Here is a 26,647-nt window from a genome sequence, read left to right as displayed (position 1 = left end):
CTTCGTGTGGTGCGAACTACTTCTTGACGCGGGCGGTGTTGTAGACCTTCGCGGTGAGGTCCGCGGTCTGCTCCAGGGTGTAGCCCTGCTTGCCGGCGAGCAGGGAGGCGACGTCCGACGCCGTGACCATGCTCAGGGTGCTGTAGTCACCCCAGATGCAGATGGGGAGCGTCATCTCCTTGGGGCCCTTGTAGGAGGGGTCGTTCTTCGTCGAGATCAACTTGACCTCCTGGCACTTCATCACGGCGCCCTTGAAACCGGCCGGGCTCATCTCCTTGGGGCTTCCGATGAGTTCAGCCGTCATGCCCTGGCCGCCCTTGCTCGCGTTCAGCTTGGCCATGGCGAAGTAGGCGTCCACCGCCTTCTCCGGGTCGGAGAGCTCTCCGTACACGCCCTTGAAGTTGAGACCCTTGGTCGACAGCGGGTTGCCCGGGTCACCGGACTGGTAGTCCATGCTGACCTGGGCGGGGTTCTTCACGCCCGCCTGCTCGGCTTCCTTCTTGTCCTTGTCGGTGAACGGCGGCTCCTGGTACTTCGTGCTCTTCTTGAAGTCGTCCACCGTCTCCGGGGCGACCAGCTTGTAGCCCTTGGTGTCGGCCGCGATGCTGCCCGCGCCGCCGCCCTGGGTGAAGTACCAGCCGGCGCCCGCGACCACCGCGACCGCGACGACGACCGCGATGACGACGCCCGCCTTCGACTTCTTCGGGGGCTGCTGGCCCGGCATGCCGTACGGGGGCTGCTGCTGTTGCTGGGGGAAGCCGTAGCCAGGCTGCGGGGGCTGCTGGGGGTAGCCCGGCTGCTGGGGGTAACCCTGCGGGGGCTGCTGCGGGTAGCCGTACCCGGGCTGGGGAGCCTGCGGCGGCTGCCCGTACGGTCCCGGCTGGCCGCCGTACGGCCCCGGCTGCTGAGGCTGCTGGCCCCCGTACGGTCCCGGCTGGTTGAAACTCATGCCCGCGTCCCCCTTCAGGAATCCTTATGCGTTTCAGACATCCTGACGGAAGGCGGAGCGGCAAGGGTCTCCGGGCCCCCCGATTACCGGTTTCATGACTGGACTGTTACGGCCCTAAACTGTGACTCGTGACCGAGAACACGCAGACACCCAGCAGCCCCAACTCCGAACTGCCGACCCAGTACGCGCCGGCCGAGGTAGAGGGGAAGCTCTACGAGCGTTGGGTAGAGCGTGGCTACTTCGAGGCGGACGAGAAGAGCGACAAGGCTCCGTACACCGTCGTCATCCCGCCGCCGAACGTCACGGGAAGCCTCCACCTGGGGCACGCCTTCGAGCACACCCTGATCGACGCCCTCACCCGCCGCAAGCGCATGCAGGGCTTCGAGACCCTGTGGCAGCCGGGCATGGACCACGCCGGCATCGCCACCCAGAACGTCGTCGAGCGCGAGCTCGCCAAGGAGGGCAAGTCCCGCCACGACCTGGGCCGCGAGGCGTTCGTCGAGCGCGTCTGGCAGTGGAAGGGCGAGTCCGGCGGGCAGATCTCCGGGCAGATGCGCCGTCTGGGTGACGGTGTCGACTGGTCCCGCGAGCGCTTCACCATGGACGAGGGCCTGTCCGAGGCCGTCCAGACCATCTTCAAGAAGCTCTACGACGACGAGCTGATCTACCGCGCCGAGCGCATCATCAACTGGTGCCCGCGCTGCCTGACCGCGATCTCCGACATCGAGGTCGAGTACCAGGACGACGACGGCGAGCTCGTCTCCATCCGGTACGGCGACGGGGAAGCGTCCATCGTCGTCGCGACGACCCGCGCCGAGACGATGCTGGGTGACACGGCCGTCGCCGTCCACCCCGAGGACGAGCGCTACAAGCACCTCGTCGGCACCGAGATCGAGCTGCCGCTCACCGGCCGCCGCATCCCGGTCGTCGCGGACGAGCACGTCGACCCCGAGTTCGGCACCGGCGCCGTCAAGGTGACCCCGGCGCACGACCCGAACGACTTCGAGATCGGCCAGCGCCACAACCTGCCGAACCTCGCGGTCATGGACGAGCACGCGATCATCACCGCCCACGGCCCCTTCCAGGGCCTGGACCGGCTGGAGGCCCGCTCCGCCATCGTCGCCGCGCTGCGCGCCGACGGCCGGATCGTCGCCGAGAAGCGCCCGTACACCCACTCCGTCGGCCACTGCTCGCGCTGCAAGACCACCATCGAGCCGCGGCTGTCCATGCAGTGGTGGGTCAAGGTCGGCCCGCTCGCCAAGGCCGCCGGTGACGCGGTCCGCGACGGCCGGGTCAAGATCCACCCGCAGGAGATGGAGAAGCGCTACTTCGACTGGGTCGACAACCTCCACGACTGGTGCATCTCGCGCCAGCTGTGGTGGGGCCACCGCATCCCCGTCTGGTACGGCCCGAACGGCGAGGTCGTCTGCGTCGGACCCGACGAGCAGCCGCCGGCCGGCGAGGGCTGGACCCAGGACACGGACGTCCTGGACACCTGGTTCTCCTCCGGCCTGTGGCCCTTCTCCACCATGGGCTGGCCGCGCCAGACCGAGAGCCTCGCGAAGTTCTACCCGAACTCCGTCCTGGTCACGGGCTACGACATCCTCTTCTTCTGGGTCGCCCGGATGATGATGTTCGGCCTCTACGCGATGGACGGCACCCCGCCGTTCCACACCATCGCCCTGCACGGCATGGTCCGCGACGAGCGCGGCAAGAAGATGTCGAAGTCCTTCGGCAACGCCGTCAACCCGCTCGACTGGATGGACAAGTACGGCTCCGACGCCGTCCGCTTCACCCTGGCGCGCGGCGCCAACCCGGGCGTCGACGTCCCGATCGGCGAGGACTGGGTCCAGGCGTCCCGCAACTTCGCCAACAAGATCTGGAACGCCACGCGCTTCGCGATGATGAACGGCGCCACGGTCGAGGGCGAGCTGCCGCCGGCCGAGCGGATGTCCGCCACCGACCGCTGGATCCTGTCCCGTCTGAACAAGACGGTGGCCGAGGTCGACGCCTTCTACGAGGACTACCAGTTCTCGAAGCTGTCGGACTCCCTCTACCACTTCGCGTGGGACGAGGTCTTCGACTGGTACGTCGAGCTGTCGAAGACCACGTTCTTCGCCGGCGGCGAGCAGGCCAAGGTCTCCGCGCGGGTCCTCGGTGAGGTCCTGGACGTCACCCTGCGCCTGCTGCACCCGGTGGTCCCGTTCGTCACCGAGACCCTGTGGACCACCCTCACCGGCCGCGAGTCCGTCGTGATCGCCGAGTGGCCCTCGGACAGCGGGTTCCGTGACGAGGCCGCCGAGGCCGAGATCGAGAACCTCCAGGCCGTCGTCACCGAGGTCCGCCGGTTCCGCGCCGACCAGGGTCTGCAGCCGGGCCAGAAGGTTCCGGCCCGCCTGGACCTGGCCGGCACGCCGCTGGCCGCGCACGAGGGCGCCATCCGGCAGTTGCTGCGGCTCCAGCCGGAGGGTGACTCCTTCAGCGCCACCGCGACGCTCCCGGTCGCCGGTGCCACGGTCGCGCTGGACCTGTCGGGCACGATCGACGTGGCCGCCGAGCGCAAGCGGCTCTCCAAGGACCTCGGCGCCGCCGAGAAGGAGAAGCAGCAGGCCGAGGCGAAGCTCGGGAACGAGGCGTTCCTCGCCAAGGCCCCGGACAACGTGGTCGACAAGATCAAGGACCGGCTGGCCAAGGCCGGGGCCGACATCGCGCGGATCCAGGCCCAGTTGGACGCGCTGCCGCCCGCGTAGCACCTCGTAGCGCCGTCGGCCCCCGGGCGAACCGCCCGGGGGCCGACGCGTATTGTGACGTACACCCCAGGGGTTTCTCGCAACCGTTTCCCGGCTTGAGCAGTCTGTATGCCCGTCACATGAAGTGTGTGGCGGTGCGGCTGGGGAACGAGGGGGTGTGTCTGGCAGTGGTACGCGAGTACATGAAGCGTCGCAATGTCCTCATCGGGGCGGCTGCGACCGCCGCCATGGGAGGCACGCTCGCCGGGGTCGCGGCCTTCAGCACGTCGCGCCCGGCCGACAAGGGCCTGCAGAAGGACCTGGTGTCACGGGACCCCAGGGCCTGCGACACGGCGCGGGCCGTCTACAAGCTGCTGGCCGCGCTGGAGGCCGACGCCCGCGCCGGCCACCGCCGCGGCACGATCATCGGCCAGCACGCCGAGGTCCACAACGAGCGGTACAACCCGGAGTACGGCGACCACAACGGCCCCAAGGTGCCCGGGTACTACTACCGCAAGCCCCAGGACATCACCGGGAAGCTGCCCGGCTTCCTCGAACTGGACCTGGGCCCCGGCTACCAGCAAGGCAGCTGGGGCGTGGGCGAACCGCGGGACTACTCGCGCGCCGCCTGGCCCGCCCGGCAGGAGTTCTGGGCCTACACGAACGACGTCGTGGACCTCGCGATGGGCGTCTGGCACGGACTGCCGCGCCCGGCCGACGGCTCGTACAACCCGACCGGCACCGAGAAGATCTGGACCGGCTCGAAGACAGTGCTGCCCACCAACGGGGGAGCGCCGGCCGGCCTGGTCGGCATGTCGTTCCACCAGCCGTGGCCGGGCAGCCCGGTCAAGAGCTTCGAGCACACGATGCGCGGCAAGTCCCCGGCGGCGAAGGACCCCCGGTGGATCGACCGGGTCCTGACGCCCGGCACGACGGAGCACGCGGCGCTGCTGCTCGACCTGTCGTTCCTCGCGGACCACCTCGGATACCTGGCCGCCCACGACGTGCCGGTGCTGTTGCGGCCGTACCACGAGATGAACGCGATCGACGACGAGCGCCGCTTCTGGTGGGCGGGCCTGGAGCCCGAGCAGTTCGTGAAGCTCTGGGAGCTGCTGTACCACTACCTGGTGGGCTCGCGCGGGCTGCACAACCTCATCTTCGTGTGGGCGCCCACGGCCTGGGACGGCCTCCACGGCGTCGAACCCTGGGACTTCTACCCGGGCGCCGACTACGTGGACGTGGTCGGGGTCGACGATTACAGCGGTTCACCTGAGCAACCGTTCGGCAAGGGCGGCTGGACGTCGAAGTGGCACCGGGAGCTCAAGGACTACGGAAAACCGCGGATCCTGGCGGAGTCCTTCCACGTTCCGCTCAACGCCAAGCAGCGCACGACGCTCGACGACGCCCCTTGGGTCCTATGGACCGTCTGGGGTGACGGACTGACAGCGAAGAATTCCGCAAAGGACGTTGAGCGGACGTACAACGACCCGAAGACGGTCATCGGTGGCAAGGAAACCGGCCCCACGGGTGTGAGTTGGCCCTCATTGCACGAGGGAACGTCGTAGTTTCGTTATTTTCAGATGGGATGCTTCGGAGGGTCCGGACCAGGCACCACTGGCCGGCCAGACCCTGTCGGGGAAGTTGAATAGGAGTGAAGTTGACCGCCTCAACGCCGCGCGCCCACCGTGTAGCCGCTTTCGTGGCCATGGGCTGGGCAGGCGTCCTGCTCATCTGGGCTTTGTACAACTGCTTCTGGCAGGTGGGCATCGTCGATTTCCTGCAGGGAATCGTCTACTACGGCATCGGCGACGGCTCCGGTGCCGCCGAGACCTTCAACCTCAACTGGGGCATCGTCTACGTCGCGGGCGGCCTGCTGGTGCTGCGCGGCAACACCCTCGGCCGGGGCGTCATCATCGGCGGTGCGGCCATCGAGGGTTACAACCGCACGCGCAGCCTGACCGGCGCGCTGTTCGACGCGAAGCAGACCGACTACTTCACCAACACCCTCCAGGGCGGGCTGAAGCTGACGACCTTCGCCGTCGGGTTCCTCGTGACGATCGCTCTCATCGTGCTGCTGCTCCGAGACTTCGCGGCCTACGAGCCGTGGCAGCCCCCGGTGAACCCCTGGAGCGCGCAGGCGCACGAGGCGCGCCAGGCCCACGAGGCGGCGCAGCGCGCGGCGGCCCAGCAGCAGCCGCAGCCGCCGTACGGGGCCCCGCAGCAGTACCCGCAGCAGCCGCAGACCGGCTACGCCCAGCCGCAGCCCCTGCCGCAGCAGCAGGGTCAGCCCCCGCAGCCCCCGTCGCAGCAGCCCCAGACGGGCTACGGCCAGCCGCAGCCCGGCTACGGCACCGCCGGCCCGTACGGCGGTCCCTGGCAGCAGCCGCAGCAGCCCGCGCAGCCGCAGGACCAGCCCCAGCAGCCGCCCCAGCAGTAGGCGGCGGGCGGCGGCCCCCGGGAACGCCCCACCCGTTCCCGGGGGCCGCCGCCGCCACGCCCAGCAGACACCGCCCCAGCGCGAGCTGACCCGGCGAATCCAGAAGGACCACTCCTTATGTCCCCCGTCCCCGTTCAAGAAGTCGCGCCCCCCACGTCCCGGCGCGACGCGAAGATCGTTCAGCGGCATGCAGACTGGAAGCCCAGCGTGCTGGCGTTCCTGCTGCCCTTCCTGGTCCTCGTCAGCTTCGGCCTCTGGGTGTTCGAGCCGAACCCGACTCCGCTGGGCTGGACGCTGTCGGTGATCTGGTCGCTGCCCGCGATCGGTGTGCTGGTCGGCTTCCAGGGCGTCCTGCTGATCCGCCGCCGGGTCCGCAAGTCGCACGAGATGGTCCCGGCGGCCCCGGTCGAGGAGGACTTCCTCGTCGTGCTCGTGCCGACCATCGGCCGCCACGACACCTACCCGGCGCTGGAGCGCTCGGTCCTCAGTTACGTGGAGCACCTCCCGCCGTACTTCCCGCGGATGCGGGTCGACGTGCTCACGGAGGAGGGCTGCGAGGCGACCGAGCGGATCGACGGGCTCGCCGCGATGAACCCGCTGATCCGGGTGGTCGCCGTACCCAAGGTGTACGAGACGGCGAACGGGACGCGGTTCAAGGCCCGGGCCAACAACTACGCCCACGAGCTGCGGATCGAGGAGGGCGAGGCCCTCGACGACGTCTGGGTGCTCCACATGGACGACGACACCGGCGTCGGCCCCGACACCGCTGCCTCCATGGCCCAGTTCATCAACCGGCAGCGGCGCGCAGGCGACGAGGCCAAGCACATGGCGCAGGGCATCCTGGCCTACCCGCGCGAGAACGCGGTCAACCGCTTCACCTGGCTGGCCGACGCGGTGCGGCCCGCCGACGACATAGCCCGCTTCCGGGCCTTCACGGGTCTGGGCACCCCCGTCGCCGGCGTGCACGGCGAGCTGCTGCTGCTCCGCGCCTCCATCGAGGCCACCATCGGCTGGGACTTCGGGCCCAAGGCCATCGTCGAGGACGCGCAGCTGGCGCTGACGTTCTGCCGCAAGTACCCCGGCCGCAGCGACTGGTTCAACGGCCGCTGCTACGGCGCCTCGCCGGCCAACACCAGGGACTTCATCAAGCAGCGCGAGCGCTGGGCCTGGGGCCTGGTCGCGCTCTGCTTCAACCGGACGGTGCCTTTCCGCTACCGCTGGTTCCTGATGCTCTGCATGGTCAGCTGGGTCCTCGGCCCGCTCCAGCACGTCGCGACGGTCCTGCTCGTGGCCTGGTTCATCGGTGACTTCAACACCTCGCCCGTGACCCAGTCCGTCGTGATCATGTGGTCGCTGAGCTTCGCGTACGTCATCTGGACGTACTGGGAGGGGCTGCGGCTCAACTCCCTGGTCTCCGCGGACGGCAAGCGCCGCTGGTGGGAGCCGATCGCGGTGCTCGGCCTCATTCCGCTGTTCTCCGTGATGGAGGGACTGGGCGGCCTGCGTGGGCTGATCAAGTTCATCAAGCGCGAAGAGAACAAGTTCGTCGTCATCGCCAAGCCCGCGTGAGCAACCGGAAGCCCGTCATGAAGAAGAAGCGTTCCAAGGTCCCCCTGCTCGCGATCCTGCCGGTGACCGTGACCTCCCTGGTCCTCGGCCTGCCGTTCGTGATCGGCGACCACCCGCTGCGCTGGAAGGCGGGTTCCTTCAAGCCGATCGTGGTCCTCAACGACTCCGATGCCAAGGGCGGCGGCGACGGTGACGCTCTGCTCGCCGACGGCGGCGAAGGCTCCGGCGACGGGAAGTCCGCCAAGCCCGCCAAGCCCGCCAAGACGGTGGCCAGTCCCTGGAAGGCCGGCATGCCGGAGTGGGGCGTGCAGATCTTCTGGGAGGACAAGAAGGAGCACAGCGAGGAGTACCTCGCCAAGAAGGCCCGCGAACAGGCCGACTACATCGTCGGGCTGAAGGCCAACTCGGTCGCGCTCTCCTTCCCCTTCTACACGGAGGGCCGCACCTCGACGAAGCTCGCGGCCGGGAAGAACACCCCCACCCCCGAGCACCTCGACACGGTCCTGCGCGTCTTCCACGAGGCGGGCCTGCGCACCACCGTCCGCCCGATCCTGGACGAGGCCTCGCTCATCCCGCCGGAGGGCTGGCGGGGCAACATCAAGCCGTCCGACAAGGCCGCCTGGTTCGCCTCGTACGAGGCCTTCCTGGCCCCCTACCTCCAGGTGGCGCAGCGCGAGCAGGTGTCGACCTTCGTGCTCGGCACCGAGCTGAACTCCATGGAGGGGCAGGCCGGCTGGAAGCCCCTGATCTCCGCGGCCGGCAAGCACTTCACGGGCGAGATCTCCTACGACGCCAACTGGGACAACTTCTCGACCGGCAAGATCGACGTCCCCGTCAAGCGGCTCGGTGTGGACGCCTACTTCCCCGTGAAGGTGGACGACGACGCACCCGTCGGCCGGCTCGTGGACGGCTGGAACACGTGGCTCGACAAGAAGGGCAAGGGCCCGCTGCCCAAGATCCTTCTCGCCGAGGCGGGCATCAGCGCCATGGACGGGGCCTACCACTCGCCCGGCGACTTCTACACCAAGCGCAAGGTCAACCCGCAGGTGCAGGCCAACTGGTACGAGGCGGTCTGCCAGGTCGTGCAGCAGCGCAAGCTGGCGGGCGTGTACTGGTGGTCGATCTACTTCGACTCCAACCCCCGCAAGGCGCCCAAGGAATCGGAGTCCCGCTTCAACTTCGCGGGACGTCCGGCGACCGAAGAGGCCATCCGGACCTGCTTCGGCTCCGACTACGCGGGTCCGGGCACCACCGCGCCGTGACCGACACCCACCACGAGAAAGCGACGCGCCCGGCATGAGCGAGGCAATCCTGCTGGTCGGCGGCAAGGGGACCCGACTCCGGCCGCTGACCACCCACACCCCGAAGCCGCTGCTGCGGGTGGGCGGGGTCCCCTTCCTCACCCACCAGCTCGCGCGCGCCGCCGCGGCCGGGGTGACCCGGCTGGTGCTGGCCACCTCCTACCTCGCCGAGCTCTTCGAGGCGGAGTACGGGGACGGCTCCTCGCTCGGCCTGGAACTGGTCTACGCCCAGGAGGACGTCCCGCTCGGCACCGGCGGGGCCATCCGCAACGCCGCGGAGCTGCTCACCTGCGGCCCCGGCGAGCCGGTGTTCGTCTTCAACGGCGACATCCTCTCCGGCGTGGACCTCGCCGGACTGCGGGAAGCCCACACGGCATCCGGGGCGGCCGTCACCCTGCACCTCACCCGCGTCGAGGACCCCCGCGCCTTCGGGCTCGTCCCGACCGACGCGGACGGCCGGGTACGGGCCTTCCTGGAGAAGCCCCAGACCGAGGCCGAGATCATCACCGACCAGATCAACGCCGGGTGCTACGTCTTCACCCGCTCCGTCATCGACACCATCCCGGCCGGCCGGGAGGTGTCCGTCGAGCGCGAGACGTTCCCGGCGCTGCTCGCCGACGGAGCCCTGGTCAACGGAGTCGTCGAGGACGGCTACTGGCTCGACCTCGGCACGCCCCAGGCGTTCGTACGCGGCTCCGCCGATCTCGTACGCGGTCTCGTCTCCTCGCCCGCGCTGCCCGGCCCGGTCGGTGAGGCGCTGGTCCTGCCCGGGGCCCGGGTGGATCCCGGCGCCCGGCTCAGCGGCGGGACCGTCGTCTGCGAGGACGCCGTCATCGAGGCGGGGGCGGTCGTGCACGCCAGCGTCGTGCTGCCCGGCGCCCGGATCGCGGCGCGCGGCCTGGTGCGCAGCTCCGTGGTGGGCGCGCACGCCGCCATCGGCGAGGGCAGCGTCCTGCTCTCGACGGTGGTCGGGGACGGCGCGGTGATCGGCCCGGACAACGAGCTGACGGCGGGTCTGCGCATCGACTGCGGGGTCCGGCTGCCGGCGCACGCGGTCCGCGTCTCCGCCGCCCCGGCGGTCCTGGCCTCCTGAGGCCGGGGCCGGGGCGGCCTGCCCGGGGCCGTATGCCGTGACGTCGCGATGCCGTGACGTCGCGATGCGGCGATGCCGTGATGTCCGGAGTGCGGCATATCACGTTCTATCCACCAGTCGGCCGAGGCGTTCGCGGAGCCGACCACGGATGATGGAGGGCATGCACGTCAAGCCCGCCGCCTCGGCGCTCCACCGGGTCGTGGCCGCCGGCCGCCGCCTGAGCGAGAGCTGGGCCGGGTCCCCGCGGGCACTGGACGTCCTCACGGCCCTGAGCTGCCTCGCCCTGATGGCCCTCGACCTGCCCGGCCTCGCCGCCGCCGACAACTCCCTGAGCGGCCCGAGCGCCGCCGCCGTGCTGGCCGTCGGCTGTACGAGCCTGCTCGCGCGGCGCCGGATGCCGTGGATCGCGTACGCCGTGGCCCTGGTCTTCATCGGGTGGCTGCACGAGCTGACGCTGATCCAGTTCGCCCTGTACTCCGTCGGCCGCTACCGGGGGCGCCGGGCCGGCATCCTCGCCACCGTCGGCTACGTCGCCTTCGCGCTGGCCATGTTCTGCGTGCCGGGCTGGCCCGAGCCCGCCGGCCAGGACCTGAGCTCCTTCCTCAGCCTGGTCGTGCCCATCGGCGCGCTCGCCACGGCCGTCGGCATCGCCGCCTACCGGCACGACCTGGTGCGCGAGCTCGACGTCCGCCGGGCCGAGTCGGCCGTGCTCCAGGCCGTCCAGCAGGAGCGCACCTCGGTCGCGCGGGACGTCCACGACTTCGTCGGGCGGGAGCTGACGCTGCTGACGGTGCGCTCCGAGGTGCTCTCGATGCGGTCGCGCGAGACGGCGTACGCGAAGGACTTCGAGGAACTCGCCGACACCGCGCGGCGGGCGCACCTGGTGCTCAACGAGATCATCGTGCAGCGCGGGGAGCGGGCCTCGACCCCGGGAGCGGACGGGCTGGCGGCGCTCGCGGAGGAGAGCGGGCGGGCGGGCTCGCCCGTCAGGCTGGTCATGGACCCCGAGGTGCACGGGCTGTCGCCGCTGCGGCAGGCGGCGGTCTACCGGGTCGTCCAGGAATGCCTGACCAACGCCGCCAAGCACGCCCACGGCGAGACCATCGAGGTCTCCATCGCCGCCGACGGCCCCCAGCTGCGGATCGCCGTCAGCAACGGCCTCCCGGCCCGCGTCCCGGCCCGCGCCCCCGTCTCGGCGGGCTCGGGCACCGCGAGCATGTCCGAGCGCGTGCGCAGCCTGGGCGGCACCCTGACGGCGACGCGCACGCCGGACTCGTACACGGTGGTGGCCACCCTCCCGCGCGGCTAGGTCGTGTTTAGACGTGGTGATTGTTCTGGCTACCGGCCAGGGAAGTGCCGGGCGGCCATCCAGACGGTGAGGTCTCGGGCGATGTCGTTGATGCTGGTTGCCATGGTGACCTCGTGCTCGTTCCGAGAGGTATCGCGGCGGACGACCTCGTAGCCGCGTTCGCCCGCGACGGTGACGGAGGCGAACCAGACGGGGTCGTCCTCGTCGGGCTGGACTACGACGAAGGTGTTGTCCGAGCCGTTGAGATCACTGATCATCATGAACAGCGCGTCCTCGGAGGGGTCGTCGATTCGGTCGCCGTCCTCGCTGTCTGCCCGGTAGTACAGGCGGCCCACTGGCTGCTCTCCCCTCGTCTGCACGCTCTGATAGGGGTCAGGATGGCACGCGCGTGTGACAGTAATGTCCGGTCACATCCATTCGTTGATCGCTGCGACCACGACGGTGGCCTCGAAACGGACGGCCAGTTTGTCGAACCGCGTGGCCACCGCGCGGTTGCGCTTGAGGCGATTGATTCCGCACTCCACTGCATGCCGGGCCTTGTAGTCCTCAGGGTCGAAGACGGGAGGTCGACCTCCAGCCTGCCCACGTCGCTTTCGGCTCCCAACCTGGTCCGCCGGCTCGGGAATCGTGCACTGGATCCCCCGCCGCCGCAGGTAGGCCCGGTTGGCACGGGACGAATACGCCTTGTCGCCTCTCACCCGCACCGGACGGACCCGGGGACGCCCCGGCCCGATGCGCGGCACCCGGATGGCCTCCAGGACCGCGGTGAACTGGGGACTGTCACCACGCTGCCCGGCGGTCACCAGCAGCGACAGCGGACGCTGCCCCTGCTCACAGGCCAAATGAATCTTGGTGGTGAATCCTCCCCGGGACCGGCCCAGGCCGTGATCGTCGGGCTCAACCCGGACCCCGCCCGGTGACTCCTTCTGGGACGCTCCAGCACGGCGGGCGCCTGCGGCATGTTGGTGGGCCCGGCAGATCGTGGAGTCGATACTCACTTCCCACGTGATCAACCCGGCCGCGTCCGCCCGCGCCTGCAAGCCAGTGAGCACGGCGGCCCAGGTGCCGTCTCGCTGCCACCGGCGAAAGAGGCCGTAGACCGTCTGCCATGGCCCGTATTCCGGCGGCAGATCCCGCCATGGGACGCCAGTCCGCACCCGCCAGCGGATCCCGTTGATCAGCTTCCGTCGACATGCCGCCGGCCTGCCCGAAACTGCCTCCGGCAGCATCGGTTCCAGCACTACCCACTGCTCGTCAGAAAGGTCCCCTCGCCCCACACCAGAGATCATCACGGCACGCGGCAAGGCATGGGATCACTTCTAAAACACGGCCTAGCCGCAGACGGCCGGGGCCGTCGCGGCAGTCGCGGTCAGTCGCGGTCAGGCCTTCGCCGGGACCAGCAGGCTGTTCAGGGTGTCCAGGTCCTCCACGCACCTGCCGGAGCCCAGAGCCACGCAGTCGAGCGGGGCGTCGGCGACGAAGACCGGGATCCCGGTCGCCGAGGCCATCCGCAGGTCCAGGCCGGGCAACAGCGCACCGCCGCCGGTCAAGGCGATGCCGTGCTCCATCACGTCGCCGGACAGCTCGGGCGGGCACTCCTCCAGGGTGGTGCGCACCGCGGCGATGATCGCCTCGACCGGCTCGTCCAGCGCGGCCCGTACGTCCGCGGCGCCCAGCGAGAGCGTCTTCGGCATGCCGCCGACCCGCTCGCGGCCGCGCACGGTGAACGTCCGCGTCTCCAGCTCCGGCCGGTCCGGGACCGGCCAGGCCGAGCCGATGCCGACCTTGACGTCCTCGGCGGTGCGCTCGCCGATGAGCAGCCCGTGCTCCTTGCGCACGTAGTCCATGATCGCGGCGTCCAGCCGGTCCCCGCCGACCCGCAGCGACCGCGCGGTGACGATGCCGCCCAGCGAGATCACGGCGACCTCGCAGGTACCGCCGCCGATGTCCACCACCATGGAGCCGCGCGGCTCGGCCACCGGCAGCCCGGCCCCGATCGCCGCCGCCATCGGCTCCTCGATCAGGTGCACGCTCCTGGCCCCCGCCCGGGTGGACGCGTGGACGATGGCCCGCCGCTCCACCGGGGTCACCCCGGACGGCACGCAGATCACCATCCGGGTGCGCGGCCGGCGCCCCGGGACGGCCTTGCGCACGAAGTGCCGGATCATCTCCTCGGCGGCCTCGTAGTCGCAGATCACCCCGTCCTTGAGCGGGCGGATGGCGGTGATGGAGCCGGGGGTGCGGCCGATGGTCTCCTTCGCCTCGGCACCGACGGCCAGCGCCGTGGTCGTCCCCGCCCTGACCGCCACCACGGACGGCTCGTTGAGGACGATCCCGTGCCCCCGCGCGTAGACGAGCGTGTTCGCGGTCCCCAGGTCGATGCCTATGTCGCGGATGTCGCGGCCGGAAGCCGTCCTGGCCGGCTTGTCCGAACCTGTCTTCTCGCTGCGCGCCTGCGGCATTTGTTCCCCAATCTCCTGCCCGCAAGGCTTGCATAACGATCTGGTCGACCTTCCCGTCGAAGGTCCTGAAACAGCCGGGCCGAAAGTCCTCCCGCCCCTCGTCCGTAGACTGGCCCTGTGAGTGAGCAGCAGCCCGAGAGCCACGGCCCCGACGACCTCGGCGAGGGCCCCGACGCGTTCGACCGGATCGTGGCGGAAGAGTCCGACCGAGACCCCGACCTGGCGGTGATCGAGGCCGGCAGCCGCACCCTGCGCGCACACGGCGGAGCCCCGCAGACCGACCAGGCGCCCTCCCGCCCCGCCGACCCGGAGGTGGACAAGGCCCTGCGCGAGGTGGAGGAGGAGCTCTCCTCCCGCTGGGGCGAGACCAAGCTGGAGCCGTCCGTCTCGCGGATCGCCGCCCTGATGGACGTACTGGGGGAGCCGCAGCGCGCGTACCCCTCCATCCACGTGACCGGCACCAACGGCAAGACCAGCACCGCCCGCATGATCGAGGCCCTGCTGAACGCCTTCGAGCTGCGCACCGGCCGCTACACCAGCCCGCACGTGCAGTCGATCACCGAGCGCATCAGCCTGGACGGCGCGCCGATCAGCGCCGAGCGGTTCGTCGAGACGTACCACGACGTCAAGCCGTACGTGGAGATGGTCGACGCCGCCGAGGAGTACCGGCTGTCCTTCTTCGAGGTCCTCACCGGGATGGCCTACGCGGCCTTCGCGGACGCCCCGGTCGACGTGGCCGTCGTCGAGGTCGGCATGGGCGGGTCCTGGGACGCGACCAACGTGATCGACGGGACGGTCGCGGTGATCACCCCGATCAGCCTGGACCACACGGACCGGCTCGGCTCCACGCCCGGCGAGATCGCCCAGGAGAAGGGCGGCGTCATCAAGCAGGACGCCACCGTGATCCTGGCGCAGCAGCCGGTGGACGCGGCGCAGGTGCTGTTGAAGAAGGCCGTCGAGGTCGACGCGACCGTCGCCCGCGAGGGCATGGAGTTCGGCGTCGTCTCCCGCGAGGTGGCGGTCGGCGGCCAGATGCTGACCCTGCGCGGGGTGGGCGGCGAGTACGACGGCATCTTCCTGCCGCTGTACGGCGCCCACATGGCGCACAACGCGGCGGTGGCCCTGGCGGCCGTCGAGGCGTTCTTCGGCATCGGCGGGCAGCAGGCCCGGGTCCTGGACGCGGAGACGGTACGGCGGGCCTTCGCCTCGGTGACCTCGCCGGGCCGCATGGAGGTCGTCCGGCGCAGCCCCACCGTGGTCCTGGACGCCGCGCACAACCCGGCCGGGGCGCGGGTCACGGCGGAGGCGGTGACCGAGGCGTTCGGGTTCAGCCGGCTGATCGGCGTCGTGGGCGCGAGCGACGGCAAGGACGTCAAGGGCGTCTTCGAGGCGTTCGAGCCGATCTTCGCGGAGGTCGTGGTCACGGAGAACACCAGCCACCGGGCGATGAGCGCGGACGACCTGGCCGCGATCGCGGTCGAGGTCTTCGGCCCGGACCGGGTGCAGGTGGAGCCGCGGCTGGACGACGCACTGGAGGCGGCGATCACCCTGGCGGAGGAAGAGGCCGAGTACGGAGGGGCCGGGGTCCTGGTGACCGGGTCCGTGATCACGGTGGGCGAGGCCCGCCTGCTGCTGAAGAGGGGCTGAGGGATGCGCACGCTGTGTGCTTCGACGCTGATCGGCGAGTTCTTCGTGATCGGCTTCGCGGGGCTGGTCGCGATGAAGAACCCGGACCTGACCCAGGCGACCGTCTGGACGGTGTGCGGGGTCGCCATGCTGCTGTCGGTGCTGCTGTGCGGGATGCTGTCGCGGCCGGGGGCCGTCCAGATCGGCTGGGCGCTCCAGATCGGGCTGATCCTGAGCGGGCTCGTCGTTCCGATGATGTTCATCCTGGGCGCGGTCTTCGCGGGCCTGTGGTGGTGCTCGGTGCACTACGGCCGCCGCATCGACACGATCAAGGCCCGCTGGGCGGCACAGGCCGAGGCGCAGGCCCCGGCCGAGGCCCAGCAGGCCTGAGGCGCCTCGTACGGGTGCGCCGCGGGGCCCGGGCTGCGGGCCGGGCCCCCGCCGAGCCCCTGTAGATTCGTGGGACCGCACCCGTTTGCCGCAAGGAGCCGCAACATGACCCAGCGCACCCTCGTCATCCTCAAGCCCGACGCCGTCCGTCGCGGCCTGATCGGCGAGATCATCGGCCGCATCGAGCGGAAGGCCGGCTGGACCGTCCCCGCGATGGAGCTGCGTACGCTGGACCAGGAGACCCTGGAGACCCACTACGGCGAGCACAAGGGCAAGCCCTTCTACGAGCCCCTCATGGGCTTCATGGCGAGCGGCCCGGTCGTCGTCCTGGTCGTCGAAGGGGAACGCGTGATCGAGGGTGTCCGCCAGCTGGCCGGACCCACCGACCCGATCGCCGCGGCGCCCGGCTCCATCCGGGGTGACTTCGGCTCCATCACCCGCGAGAACCTGATCCACGCCTCGGATTCCGAGGAGTCCGCCGAGCGTGAGCTGAAGCTGTTCTTCCCCACCCTCGGATGAGTCCTTCCTGACGAGACATCAGCCGAATAGCGCTCATGACCTGGGGCGACCGAAGTAATTTCGGTCGCCCTTTGGTATTACCGGGCTCGACCGGGAACGCATGCACAGGACACGACGTCACCACTATGGGGGCGGGTATCCGTTCCGGCGGGATTGCCGGAGTCCCGTCGCGCGGTGTTCATACTTGCGGCATTACGATGGGGCCTCCACCCACACACCCACCTCGCCGACCTGACAGCAGCCGCTATCAACTGGAAGGCCAGACGCTCCTCATGGGGAACAAGGGGAACAACATGTCGTTCATCGGCCGTGACATGGCGATCGACCTCGGGACCGCCAACACGCTGGTGTACGTGAGGGGCCGGGGGATCGTCCTGAACGAGCCGTCCGTGGTCGCCATCAACACGAACACCGGTGGCATCCTGGCGGTCGGCTCCGAGGCGAAGAAGATGATCGGCCGGACGCCCGGCAACATCGTCGCCGTACGGCCCCTCAAGGACGGCGTGATCGCCGACTTCGAGATCACCGAGCGCATGCTCCGGTACTTCATCCTCAAGATCCACAAGCGTCGCTACCTGGCCCGGCCGCGCGTCGTGGTCTGTGTCCCCTCCGGCATCACGGGAGTGGAGCGACGCGCCGTCATCGAGGCGTCCACGCAGGCCGGCGCCCGCCAGGTGCACATCATCGAAGAGCCCATGGCCGCCGCCATCGGCTCGGGCCTGCCCGTCCACGAGGCCACCGGCAACATGGTCGTGGACATCGGCGGCGGCACCACCGAGGTCGCCGTCATCTCCCTCGGCGGAATCGTCACGGCGCAGTCCATCCGGGTCGCCGGCGACGAGCTGGACAACGCGATCATCCAGCACATCAAGAAGGAGTACTCGCTCCTCCTCGGCGAGCGCACCGCCGAGCAGATCAAGATCACGATCGGGTCGGCGTACGACCTCGACAAGGACGAGCACACCGAGATCCGCGGCCGCGACCTGGTCTCGGGCCTGCCCAAGACGGTCGTCATCTCGGCCGCCGAGGTGCGCAAGGCCATCGAGGAACCGGTCAACGCCATCGTCGACGCGGTCAAGACCACCCTCGACAAGTGCCCGCCGGAGCTCTCCGGCGACATCATGGACCGCGGCATCGTCCTCACCGGCGGCGGCGCCCTGCTGCGCGGCCTGGACGAGAGGCTGCGCCGCGAGACCGGCATGCCGATCCACATCGCCGAGGATCCCCTCGACTCCGTCGCCCTCGGCTCCGGCAAGTGCGTGGAGGAGTTCGAGGCACTCCAGCAGGTCCTGGACGCCCAGCCCCGGCGCTGATACAGCCCCCCCGGCCAGGGGGTCATGCGGAACACAAGGATCCGCCGTACGGGTGCTACCGAGCCCGTACGGCGGATCGTTGATATACAGGCACAGTCCGGTGGGATCACGGCTCCCGGCTCCACCGGAGCGGCTCCGCCGCACGGGTATCTACGAGGAAGGCACGGCCGCCGCACGTGAGGGACACACGAGAAAGCCGGCTGCTCCTGGTTCTTCTGATCGCCATCGCGTTCGCGCTGATCACGGTGGACATCAGAACGGGCGAGGATTCTCCGGTCGACGGTGCCCGGCAGGCCGCCGCGGCGGTCTTCGGCCCGGTCGAGAAGGGCGTCGCGACCGCGGTCGACCCGGTCGCCAACGCCATAGGGGCGGTACGGGACTCCGGCGAGCGCCACAACCGGATCGCCACGCTGACGCGCGAGAACGCGGCCCTGAAGGCCAAGCTGGGCAGCGCGGACCAGACCCGCAGCCGGATCCACGAGCTCGACGAGATGCTCAAGCGCGCCGGCGCCGGCCAGTACGGCATCAAGGGCGCCGAGGTCATCGCCATAGGAGCGGCCCAGGGCTTCTCCTGGACCGTGACCATCGACGCCGGCACCAAGGACGGCATCGAGCGCGACATGACCGTCCTCAACGGCGACGGGCTCGTCGGCCGCGTCGCCACCGTCGGCCCCGACACCGCCACCGTGGTGCTCGCCAACGACCCCGACTTCACCGTCGGCACCCGCCTGGAGAAGACGGGCGAGCTGGGCTTCGCCACCGGCCAGGGCGACCGCGCCCTCTCCGTCCAGATGCTCAACGGCAAGGCCAAGATCAACCCCGGCGACCGGCTGCTGACCTTCGGATCGCGCGGCAACAAGCCGTTCGTCCCCGGCGTCCCCATCGGCGAGGTGGTCAAGGTCGACCCCTCGCGCGGCGACCTGACCCGCACCGTGTGGGTCCGCCCGTTCGTCGGGTTCTCCCGCCTCGACATCGTCGGCGTCGTGGTCATGCCCCCGCGCGAGGACCCGCGCGACGCCGTCCTGCCGCCCAAGCCCGAGCCGGCCAAGCCGACCCCGACGGTCACCGTCACGGTCACCCCGTCCGCGTCCGCGAGCGTCCCCGCCAAGCCGGACGACGAGTAGGAGCTGACCGCCATGCGCTTCAACCGGATTCTGCTCTCGGCCACGCTGGTCGTGGTCGCCCTCGTCGTCCAGGTCTCCGTCCTGGGCCGGCTCCAGCTGCCCGGCGCCGTACCCGACCTGGTGCTGCTCACCGTCGTCGCCCTCGCGCTCGTCTACGGGCACGTGAGCGGCGCCCTCATCGGCTTCGGCGCCGGTCTCCTCGCGGACTTGGCCCCGCCCGCCGACCACGCCGCCGGGCGGTACGCGCTCGTGCTGTGCCTCATCGGCTACCTCGTCGGCCTGGCCCGCCCCGACAGCGGGCGCTTCCGCTCCGCTTGGGGCCCGATGCTGACCGTCGTCGCGGCCGCGATCGGCTCCACCCTGCTGTACGCCGGTGTCGGCGCCCTCGTCGGCGACACCGCCGCCCGCCACGTGGGCCTGACCGGGCTGCTGTTCACGGCGACCCTGTACGACCTGCTGCTCGCGCCGTTCACGGTGCCCTTCATCATGGCCCTGGCGCGTCGCGCCGAGAACGATCCGATGGCCGTCGAGGCCAACGGCGGGGCCCCGCAGGGCAAGGACGTCGCCTCCGGCTGGCTGGCCGGCGGCACGGGCCTGCGGATCGGCAGCCAGCGCGGCGGCCTGCGGCTGCGGACCGCGCGCGGCCGCGCCAACCGGGCCGGCCGCATAAAGGGTGTCAAGGGCGTCAAGGGCGTGAAGAGCGTCAAGAAGCTGTGACGGGGGAGCAGGCGTGACCAACATTCCGGAGACCGGCCGCACCCCCCGGGTGCAGATCCGGCTCGTCATCATCCAGGTGCTCGTCTTCTCGCTGCTGTTCACCCTCGGGGGGCGGCTCTGGTACCTCCAGATCCGCAACGGCTCGGAGTACTCCGACGAGGCCAAGAACAACCACGTCCAGCAGGTCGTACAGCCCGCCGTGCGCGGCTCGATCCTGGACGCCCGCGGCGTCCCGCTCGCCGACAACGAGACCCGCCTGGTCGTCTCGGCCAGCCGCACCGAGCTGATGAAGATAAAGGACAGGGGCAAGGACGTCCTGACCCGGCTCGCCGGCGTGCTCGACATGAAGCCGCAGGAGGTCATGGACAAGGTCCGCCTCTGCGACTCCCAGACCCCGCAGCCCTGCTGGAACGGCTCCCCGTACCAGCCCATCCCGGTCACCGACGAGGCCACCACCCAGCAGGCCCTCCAGATCCGCGAACGCCCCGAGGACTTCCCCGGCATCACCGCCGAGCCCACCGCCGTCCGCCGCTACCCGGCCCCCGGCGGCGCCAACACCGGCCAGGCGCTCGGCTACCTCTCGCCGGTCACCGACGACGAGATCGTCAAGGCGAAGAACACCAACTCGCCGTTCCTGCGCTCCGACCAGGTCGGCCGCTTCGGCCTGGAGCGCACCTACGACAAGGCGCTGCGCGGCAAGTCCGGCGTCACCCGCTACGAGGTGGACAACCTCGGCCGGGTCATCGGCGAGGCCAACAACGACCCGGCGATTCCCGGCGCCAACCTCGTGACCAGCATCGACGCCCGTGTCCAGGCAGTCGCCGAGTACGAGCTGGACGCGGCCATGAAGGAAGCGCGCAAGCAGATCGACCGCAACACCGGCGTCCCCTACAAGGCCGACGCGGGTGCCATCGTCGCCCTGGAGTCCAAGACCGGCCGCGTCGTCGCCATGGCCTCCAACCCGACGTACGACCCGAACGTGTGGGTCGGCGGGATCTCCGGCAAGGACTACGCCAAGCTCACCGCCAAGGAGTCCAACGTCCCGCTGATGAACCGGGCCATCCAGGGCCAGGCGGCCCCGGGCTCCATCTTCAAGGTCATCCCCACGGCGGCCGCGGTCAACGCCGGCTACAAGTTCGACGGCAGCTACCCCTGCCCCAGCTCGTACTCCATCGGTGGCCAGGTCTTCAAGAACTTCGAGTCCCAGGGGCACGGATCGATCACCCTCGGCCGGGCCCTGGAGGTCTCCTGCGACACCGTCTTCTACGCGCTGGGCCACCAGCAGTGGCTCAAGGACGGTGGGCTCAAGCCGGTGAAGAACCCGGCGGAGATCTTCTACAAGACCGCCCACCAGTTCGGCCTCGGCGCGGAGACCGGCATCGACCTGCCGGGCGAGGAGAAGGGCCGCGTCCCCGACCGCCAGTGGAAGCAGCGGTTCTGGGAGGCCAACAAGGACCAGTGGTGCAAGACCGGCAAGAAGGGCGGCACCTACGTCGAGCTGCTGTCCTACGAGAACTGCCTCGAAGGCAACCTCATGCGCGCCGGTGACGCCGTCAACTACTCCATCGGTCAGGGCGACACGCTCGTCACCCCGATCCAGATGGCCACCATCTACGCGGCCATCTCCAACGGCGGCACCCTGTGGAACCCGACCATCGGCAAGGCCGTCATCAGCGCCGACGGCAAGAAGGTCGAGGAGATCAAGCCGAAGGCCCACGGCAAGCTGCCCATGACCCAGCAGACCCGGGACCAGATCGACGAGGCACTCGAAGGCGTCGCCACCCGCGGTACCGCCGCCTGGCGCTTCGGCGGCTGGCCGCAGAAGCAGATCCCGATGCACGCCAAGACCGGTACCGCCGAGGTCTACGGCAAGCAGACGACCTCCTGGTTCGCCACGTACACCGAGGACTACACGATCGTGATGACGATCTCCCAGGGTGGTACCGGTTCCGGTGCCTCCGGTCCCGCCGTGCGCAACGTCTACAACGCCATCTACGGACTCGACATGGCCGGCAAGCAGGACCCGAAGAAGGCCCTGCTGCTCAAGCCCGAGGCGAAGCTGCCCACCATCCAGCCCGACGGCTCCATCGACGCCCCCGAGGTCAAGCCGTACGTGCCCCCGTCCCCGGAGGACTCGGTGCCCGCGCTCGCCGGACCGCCCGCGCCGCCCGCGACGCGGCAGGACTGAGGCCCCGATGCAGACCGCCAACAAGTTCTCCGTCTCCCGGTACGCGCCCGAGCGCGGGCCGATGGCCAAGCTCACCTCCCGCGACTCGGTGCTGCGCCGGCTCGACTGGCCGATACTGCTGTCCGCCCTCGCGCTGTCCTTCATCGGCTCGCTGCTGGTGTGGTCGGCGACCCGCAACCGGACCACCCTCAACCAGGGCGACCCGTACTACTTCCTGCTGCGGCACGCCCTGAACACCGGCATCGGCCTGGTGCTGATGATCGGCACGGTCTGGCTCGGGCACCGCACCCTGCGCGGCGCCGTGCCGATCCTGTACGGGCTCTCGCTGCTGCTGATCCTCGCCGTGCTCACCCCGCTCGGCGCGACCATCAACGGCGCCCACGCGTGGATCGTGATCGGCGGCGGATTCTCGCTCCAGCCCTCCGAGTTCGTGAAGATCACGATCATCCTGGGCATGGCGATGCTGCTGGCGTCCCGGGTCGACGCCGGTGACCTCGCCCATCCCGACCACCGGACCGTGGTCAAGGCGCTCTGCCTGGCCGCCGCCCCGATGGGCATCGTCATGCTGATGCCCGACCTCGGCTCGGTCATGGTCATGGTCATCATCGTGCTCGGTGTCCTGCTGGCCTCCGGCGCCTCCAACCGCTGGGTGCTCGGGCTGCTGGGCTCGGGCGCGGCCGGCGCCATCCTGATCTGGCAGCTCGGCGTCCTCGACGAGTACCAGATCAACCGCTTCGCGGCCTTCGCCAACCCCGAGCTCGACCCGGCCGGCGTCGGCTACAACACCAACCAGGCGCGCATCGCGATCGGCTCCGGCGGGCTCACCGGCTCCGGGCTGTTCAAGGGCTCGCAGACCACCGGCCAGTTCGTGCCGGAGCAGCAGACCGACTTCGTCTTCACGGTGGCGGGGGAGGAGCTGGGCTTCCTCGGGGCCGGGCTGATCCTGCTGCTGCTCGGCGTGGTGCTGTGGCGGGCCTGCCTGATCGCCCGCGAGACGACCGAGCTCTACGGGACGATCGTGGCGGCCGGGATCATCGCCTGGTTCGCCTTCCAGGCCTTCGAGAACATCGGGATGACCCTCGGGATCATGCCGGTCGCGGGGCTCCCGCTGCCGTTCGTGTCCTACGGAGGCTCGTCGATGTTCGCGGTCTGGGTGGCGGTCGGGCTGTTGCAGTCGATCCGGGTGCAACGTCCGATGTCGGCCTAGTCCTGGCCGATCCGCCGCCGATCCGCCGCCGATCGGCCGTCGATTCGCCGTTCACCCTGCCGTCGTGATCCGTTCAGGACTAAGTTCGGTCTATGGCGGACACGAAGCGCGAGATCGAGCGGAAATTCGAGTTCCCTGAGCCCGACGGGGCCGGTGGGACCGGCAAGGCCGGGAAATCCGGCAAGAAGGCGTCGAAGGCGGCCCGGCACGCGCTGCCGGACCTGGCGGGGACGGCCGGCATCGCGGCCGTCCGCGACGAGGGCACCGTCGACCTCGACGCCGTCTACTACGACACCCGCGACCAGCGGCTCGCCGCCGACGGCCTGACCCTGCGGCGCAGGACCGGCGGCGGCGACGCCGGCTGGCACCTCAAACTCCCCGTCTCGCCCGGTGTCCGCGACGAGGTCTCGGCCCCGCTCGGCGACAGCGTGCCGCCCGCCCTCGCCGCCCTGGTCCGCTCCCGGGTGCGGGGCGCCGCGCTGGAGCCCCAGGTCCGGCTGCGCTCCTCGCGCAAGGTCAGCCACCTCCTCGACGCCGACGGAGCCGTGCTCGCCGAGCTGTCCACCGACACCGTCCGGGCCGAGCGCGAAGAGGCCGCCGCCGCCTGGACCGAGGTCGAGGTCGAACTCGCCGACGGCGTGGACCCGGCGCTGCTCGACGCCGTGGAGAAGAGGTTCGGCAAGGCCGGCCTCCGGGTGTCCGACGCCCCCTCGAAAGTCGCCCGCGCCCTGGACGAGACCGGCGCCCCGCCGCCGGCCCGGCCCGAGCCCGCCCCCGACGACGACAGCGCGGGCGCGTACGTCCTGTCGTACCTGCGGGAACAGCTCGACGCGGTGATCGCGCAGGACCCCGCCGTACGCCGAAACCTGCCCGACTCCGTCCACCAACTGCGCGTCGCCACCCGGCGGACGCGCAGCGCCTTCAAGACCTACCGCGAGGTGCTCGACCGGGACGTCACCGACCCCCTCGGCGACGAGCTGCGCTGGCTCGCCGCCGAACTCGGCGTCGACCGCGACCAGGAAGTCCTGCTGGAGCGGCTCCAGACCCGGCTCGGCGAACTCCCGCGCACCCTGCTGCTCGGCCCGGTCCGCGGCCGGCTCCGGGTGTGGAACAACGCCCGCCGCTCCGGCTCCCGGCGCCGCGCCCTCGCCGCCCTGGACAGCAAGCGGTACCTGACCCTCCTGGACTCCCTCGACGCCCTGCTCGCCGACCCGCCGCTGCTGGAGGGCGCCGCCCGACCCGCCGAGGACGTCCTGCCCCAGGCCGTCATCCACGACCACGGGCGCCTCGCGAAGCGGATCGGCGCCGCGCTGGACCTGGAGCCGGGCCACGAACGCGACCTGGCCCTGCACGAGGCCCGCAAGGCCGCCAAGCGCTCCCGCTACGCGGCGGAAGCCGCCGTACCGGCCCTCGGCAAGCCCGCGAAACGCCTCGCGAAGGCCGTGAAGAAGGTGCAGACCCTGCTCGGCGACCACCAGGACAGCGTCGTCGCCCGCGAGGCCCTGCTCGGCCTCGGCGTCCAGGCCGCCGCCGCGGGGGAGTCCGCCTTCACCTGGGGCGTCCTGCACGCCCGCGAGGAAGCCCTGGCCGACCGGCGCGAACGGGAACTTCCGGACGTATGGGAGAAGGCCTCGGACCCCGCGCGGCGCGCGCCCCTCGCCGGCTAGCCGGTGATCGACGCGGCGGGGGCCGCCCGGGCAGCGGGGTACGCTTGAGAGCTGCCCCCTGCCCGCTTCACGAAAGTCGCGTGATGTCCGAGTCGGTCTTCCCACAGCTCGAAGCTCTGCTCCCGCATGTGCAGAAGCCCATCCAGTACGTCGGTGGTGAGCTCAACTCCACCGTGAAGCCGTGGGAGAGCGCGGACGTCCGCTGGGCGCTCATGTACCCGGACGCGTACGAGGTCGGGCTCCCCAACCAGGGCGTCATGATCCTGTACGAGGTGCTCAACGAGCGCGAGGGCGTCCTCGCCGAGCGCACGTACAGCGTGTGGCCGGACCTGGAAGAGCTCATGCGCGAGCACAAGGTCCCGCAGTTCACCGTCGACAGCCACCGCCCCGTCGGTGACTTCGACGTGTTCGGGCTGTCCTTCTCCACCGAGCTCGGCTACACCAACATGCTCACGGCGCTGGACCTCGCGGGCATCCCGCTGGAGGCCAAGAACCGTACGGTGGACCACCCGATCGTCCTCGCGGGCGGCCACGCGGCCTTCAACCCCGAGCCGATCGCCGAGTTCATCGACTGCGCGGTCATCGGCGACGGCGAGCAGGCCGTCCTCGACATGACCGAGATCATCCGCGCCTGGAAGGCCGAGGGCCGCCCCGGCGGGCGCGAGGAGGTCCTGCTGCGCCTCGCGAAGACCGGCGGCGTCTACGTCCCGGGCTTCTACGACGTCGAGTACCTGCCGGACGGCCGCATCGGCCGCGTCGTCCCGAACCGCTCCGGCGTGCCGTGGCGCGTGTCCAAGCACACCGTCATGGACCTCGACGAGTGGCCGTACCCCAAGCAGCCCCTGGTCCCGCTCGCCGAGACCGTCCACGAGCGCATGTCCGTGGAGATCTTCCGCGGCTGCACCCGCGGCTGCCGTTTCTGCCAGGCCGGCATGATCACGCGCCCCGTGCGGGAGCGAAGCATCACCGGCATCGGCGAGATGGTCGAGAAGGGTCTGAAGGCGACCGGCTTCGAGGAGGTCGGCCTGCTCTCGCTGTCCTCCGCCGACCACACCGAGATCGCCGACATCGCCAAGGGCCTCGCGGACCGCTACTCGGACGACAAGGTGGGCCTGTCCCTGCCGTCGACCCGCGTGGACGCGTTCAACGTGGACCTCGCCAACGAGCTGACCCGCAACGGGCGCCGCTCGGGCCTCACCTTCGCCCCCGAGGGCGGCTCCGAGCGCATGCGCAAGGTCATCAACAAGATGGTCTCGGAAGAGGACCTCATCCGGACCGTCGCCACCGCGTACGGCAACGGCTGGCGCCAGGTGAAGCTGTACTTCATGTGCGGCCTGCCCACCGAGACCGACGAGGACGTCCTCCAGATCGGCGACATGGCGGTCAACGTCATCGCCAAGGGCCGCGAGGTCTCCGGCCAGAACGACATCCGCTGCACCGTGTCGATCGGCGGGTTCGTCCCGAAGCCGCACACCCCGTTCCAGTGGGCGCCGCAGCTGTCGGCCGAGGAGACGGACGCGCGCCTGACCAAGCTGCGCGACAAGATCCGCGGCGACAAGAAGTACGGCCGCTCCATCGGCTTCCGCTACCACGACGGCAAGCCCGGCATCGTCGAGGGCCTGCTCTCGCGCGGCGACCGCCGCATCGGCGACGTCATCCGCGCCGTGTACGAGTCGGGCGGCCGCTTCGACGGCTGGCGCGAGCACTTCTCGTACGACCGCTGGATGGAGGCCGCCGAGAAGACGCTGCCCGCGTACGGCGTGGACGTGGCCTGGTACACCACCCGCGAGCGCACCTACGAGGAGGTCCTGCCCTGGGACCACCTGGACTCCGGTCTCGACAAGGACTGGCTCTGGGAGGACTGGCAGGACGCCCTCGACGAGACCGAGGTCGACGACTGCCGCTGGACCCCCTGCTTCGACTGCGGCGTCTGCCCGCAGATGGACACGCAGATCCAGATCGGCCCGACGGGCAAGAAGCTGCTGCCGCTGTCGGTCGTGAAGTAGGACACGGCGCGAACCGGCAGGTAACCCTTGCGTCACGAGAG

At 70.3% G+C, this 26,647-nt stretch carries 21 protein-coding genes; 17 read left to right on the top strand and 4 right to left on the bottom strand.

The window, feature by feature from the left end; all coding sequences use genetic code 11:
* Positions 1-16: 16 nt before the first annotated feature.
* Entirely contained in the window at positions 17-949 is a 933-nt protein-coding gene (locus tag OG982_RS09190) for a hypothetical protein (RefSeq protein WP_266948274.1), read from the bottom strand.
* 128 nt (positions 950-1,077) lie between these two features.
* On the opposite strand from OG982_RS09190, the gene OG982_RS09185 reads away from it, so the two are divergent.
* From OG982_RS09185 to OG982_RS09155, 7 genes are all read left to right on the top strand, one after another.
* Positions 1,078-3,699, top strand: coding sequence for a valine--tRNA ligase (locus tag OG982_RS09185; protein ID WP_266788094.1), 2,622 nt, complete (start codon positions 1,078-1,080; stop codon positions 3,697-3,699).
* Positions 3,700-3,881: 182 nt separating this feature from the next.
* Positions 3,882-5,243, top strand: a complete 1,362-nt coding sequence (locus tag OG982_RS09180) for a glycosyl hydrolase (RefSeq protein ID WP_266788095.1) — start codon at positions 3,882-3,884, stop codon at positions 5,241-5,243.
* 92 nt (positions 5,244-5,335) lie between these two features.
* Positions 5,336-6,115, top strand: a complete 780-nt coding sequence (locus OG982_RS09175) for a hypothetical protein (protein ID WP_266948273.1) — start codon at positions 5,336-5,338, stop codon at positions 6,113-6,115.
* A gap of 207 nt (positions 6,116-6,322) precedes the next feature.
* Complete coding sequence (locus OG982_RS09170; RefSeq protein WP_266948272.1) at positions 6,323-7,684, top strand: glycosyltransferase family 2 protein; 1,362 nt, start codon at positions 6,323-6,325, stop codon at positions 7,682-7,684.
* 17 nt (positions 7,685-7,701) lie between these two features.
* Complete coding sequence (locus OG982_RS09165; RefSeq protein ID WP_266948270.1) at positions 7,702-8,946, top strand: hypothetical protein; 1,245 nt, start codon at positions 7,702-7,704, stop codon at positions 8,944-8,946.
* Between the two features lie 34 nt (positions 8,947-8,980).
* Positions 8,981-10,078 carry an NDP-sugar synthase gene (locus tag OG982_RS09160; protein WP_266788099.1) on the top strand — a complete coding sequence of 366 codons (1,098 nt, stop codon included), beginning with the start codon at positions 8,981-8,983 and terminating at the stop codon, positions 10,076-10,078.
* A 160-nt stretch (positions 10,079-10,238) separates the two neighbouring features.
* The gene (locus OG982_RS09155; protein ID WP_266788100.1) at positions 10,239-11,387 is read left to right on the top strand and encodes a sensor histidine kinase; all 1,149 of its coding nucleotides are present in this window, start codon (positions 10,239-10,241) and stop codon (positions 11,385-11,387) included.
* A gap of 29 nt (positions 11,388-11,416) precedes the next feature.
* On the opposite strand, the gene OG982_RS09150 is transcribed toward OG982_RS09155, so the two are convergent.
* From OG982_RS09150 to OG982_RS09140, 3 genes are all read right to left on the bottom strand, one after another.
* A complete protein-coding gene (locus tag OG982_RS09150; RefSeq protein WP_266948268.1) occupies positions 11,417-11,722 on the bottom strand; it encodes a hypothetical protein in 306 nt (101 codons plus the stop codon).
* A 72-nt stretch (positions 11,723-11,794) separates the two neighbouring features.
* Entirely contained in the window at positions 11,795-12,664 is an 870-nt protein-coding gene (locus tag OG982_RS09145; protein ID WP_266949872.1) for an IS5 family transposase, read from the bottom strand.
* Positions 12,665-12,766: 102 nt separating this feature from the next.
* Entirely contained in the window at positions 12,767-13,849 is a 1,083-nt protein-coding gene (locus OG982_RS09140) for a rod shape-determining protein (RefSeq protein WP_266948266.1), read from the bottom strand.
* A 117-nt stretch (positions 13,850-13,966) separates the two neighbouring features.
* On the opposite strand from OG982_RS09140, the gene OG982_RS09135 reads away from it, so the two are divergent.
* From OG982_RS09135 to OG982_RS09090, 10 genes are all read left to right on the top strand, one after another.
* Positions 13,967-15,496 carry a folylpolyglutamate synthase/dihydrofolate synthase family protein gene (locus OG982_RS09135; protein WP_266788102.1) on the top strand — a complete coding sequence of 510 codons (1,530 nt, stop codon included), beginning with the start codon at positions 13,967-13,969 and terminating at the stop codon, positions 15,494-15,496.
* A gap of 3 nt (positions 15,497-15,499) precedes the next feature.
* Positions 15,500-15,865, top strand: a complete 366-nt coding sequence (locus tag OG982_RS09130; protein WP_266788103.1) for a DUF4233 domain-containing protein — start codon at positions 15,500-15,502, stop codon at positions 15,863-15,865.
* Between the two features lie 105 nt (positions 15,866-15,970).
* Positions 15,971-16,384 carry a nucleoside-diphosphate kinase gene (gene ndk / locus OG982_RS09125; RefSeq protein WP_190031316.1) on the top strand — a complete coding sequence of 138 codons (414 nt, stop codon included), beginning with the start codon at positions 15,971-15,973 and terminating at the stop codon, positions 16,382-16,384.
* 293 nt (positions 16,385-16,677) lie between these two features.
* Positions 16,678-17,697, top strand: coding sequence for a rod shape-determining protein (locus OG982_RS09120; protein ID WP_008738981.1), 1,020 nt, complete (start codon positions 16,678-16,680; stop codon positions 17,695-17,697).
* 176 nt (positions 17,698-17,873) lie between these two features.
* Entirely contained in the window at positions 17,874-18,821 is a 948-nt protein-coding gene (gene mreC / locus OG982_RS09115) for a rod shape-determining protein MreC (RefSeq protein ID WP_266788104.1), read from the top strand.
* Between the two features lie 12 nt (positions 18,822-18,833).
* The gene (gene mreD / locus OG982_RS09110; RefSeq protein WP_266788105.1) at positions 18,834-19,538 is read left to right on the top strand and encodes a rod shape-determining protein MreD; all 705 of its coding nucleotides are present in this window, start codon (positions 18,834-18,836) and stop codon (positions 19,536-19,538) included.
* Between the two features lie 13 nt (positions 19,539-19,551).
* Positions 19,552-21,726, top strand: a complete 2,175-nt coding sequence (gene mrdA / locus OG982_RS09105) for a penicillin-binding protein 2 (RefSeq protein ID WP_266788106.1) — start codon at positions 19,552-19,554, stop codon at positions 21,724-21,726.
* 7 nt (positions 21,727-21,733) lie between these two features.
* Entirely contained in the window at positions 21,734-22,933 is a 1,200-nt protein-coding gene (rodA, locus tag OG982_RS09100) for a rod shape-determining protein RodA (protein WP_266788107.1), read from the top strand.
* 92 nt (positions 22,934-23,025) lie between these two features.
* The gene (locus OG982_RS09095; protein ID WP_266948265.1) at positions 23,026-24,600 is read left to right on the top strand and encodes a CYTH and CHAD domain-containing protein; all 1,575 of its coding nucleotides are present in this window, start codon (positions 23,026-23,028) and stop codon (positions 24,598-24,600) included.
* A gap of 80 nt (positions 24,601-24,680) precedes the next feature.
* Positions 24,681-26,606 carry a TIGR03960 family B12-binding radical SAM protein gene (locus tag OG982_RS09090; protein WP_266788109.1) on the top strand — a complete coding sequence of 642 codons (1,926 nt, stop codon included), beginning with the start codon at positions 24,681-24,683 and terminating at the stop codon, positions 26,604-26,606.
* Positions 26,607-26,647 lie beyond the last annotated feature (41 nt).

Source organism: Streptomyces sp. NBC_01551, from assembly GCF_026339935.1.
Lineage (GTDB): Bacteria > Actinomycetota > Actinomycetes > Streptomycetales > Streptomycetaceae > Streptomyces.
This window is presented reverse-complemented; position numbering and strand designations above follow the sequence as displayed.

Coding starts and splice junctions, on each gene's coding strand:
- OG982_RS09190 (WP_266948274.1), bottom strand. CDS start 949: ATGAGTTTCAACCAGCCGGGACCGTACGGGGGCCAGCAGCCTCAGCAG.
- OG982_RS09180 (WP_266788095.1), top strand. CDS start 3,882: ATGAAGCGTCGCAATGTCCTCATCGGGGCGGCTGCGACCGCCGCCATG.
- OG982_RS09165 (WP_266948270.1), top strand. CDS start 7,702: ATGAAGAAGAAGCGTTCCAAGGTCCCCCTGCTCGCGATCCTGCCGGTG.
- OG982_RS09160 (WP_266788099.1), top strand. CDS start 8,981: ATGAGCGAGGCAATCCTGCTGGTCGGCGGCAAGGGGACCCGACTCCGG.
- OG982_RS09155 (WP_266788100.1), top strand. CDS start 10,239: ATGCACGTCAAGCCCGCCGCCTCGGCGCTCCACCGGGTCGTGGCCGCC.
- OG982_RS09140 (WP_266948266.1), bottom strand. CDS start 13,849: ATGCCGCAGGCGCGCAGCGAGAAGACAGGTTCGGACAAGCCGGCCAGG.
- OG982_RS09130 (WP_266788103.1), top strand. CDS start 15,500: ATGCGCACGCTGTGTGCTTCGACGCTGATCGGCGAGTTCTTCGTGATC.
- ndk (WP_190031316.1), top strand. CDS start 15,971: ATGACCCAGCGCACCCTCGTCATCCTCAAGCCCGACGCCGTCCGTCGC.
- OG982_RS09120 (WP_008738981.1), top strand. CDS start 16,678: ATGTCGTTCATCGGCCGTGACATGGCGATCGACCTCGGGACCGCCAAC.
- mreD (WP_266788105.1), top strand. CDS start 18,834: ATGCGCTTCAACCGGATTCTGCTCTCGGCCACGCTGGTCGTGGTCGCC.
- rodA (WP_266788107.1), top strand. CDS start 21,734: ATGCAGACCGCCAACAAGTTCTCCGTCTCCCGGTACGCGCCCGAGCGC.
- OG982_RS09095 (WP_266948265.1), top strand. CDS start 23,026: ATGGCGGACACGAAGCGCGAGATCGAGCGGAAATTCGAGTTCCCTGAG.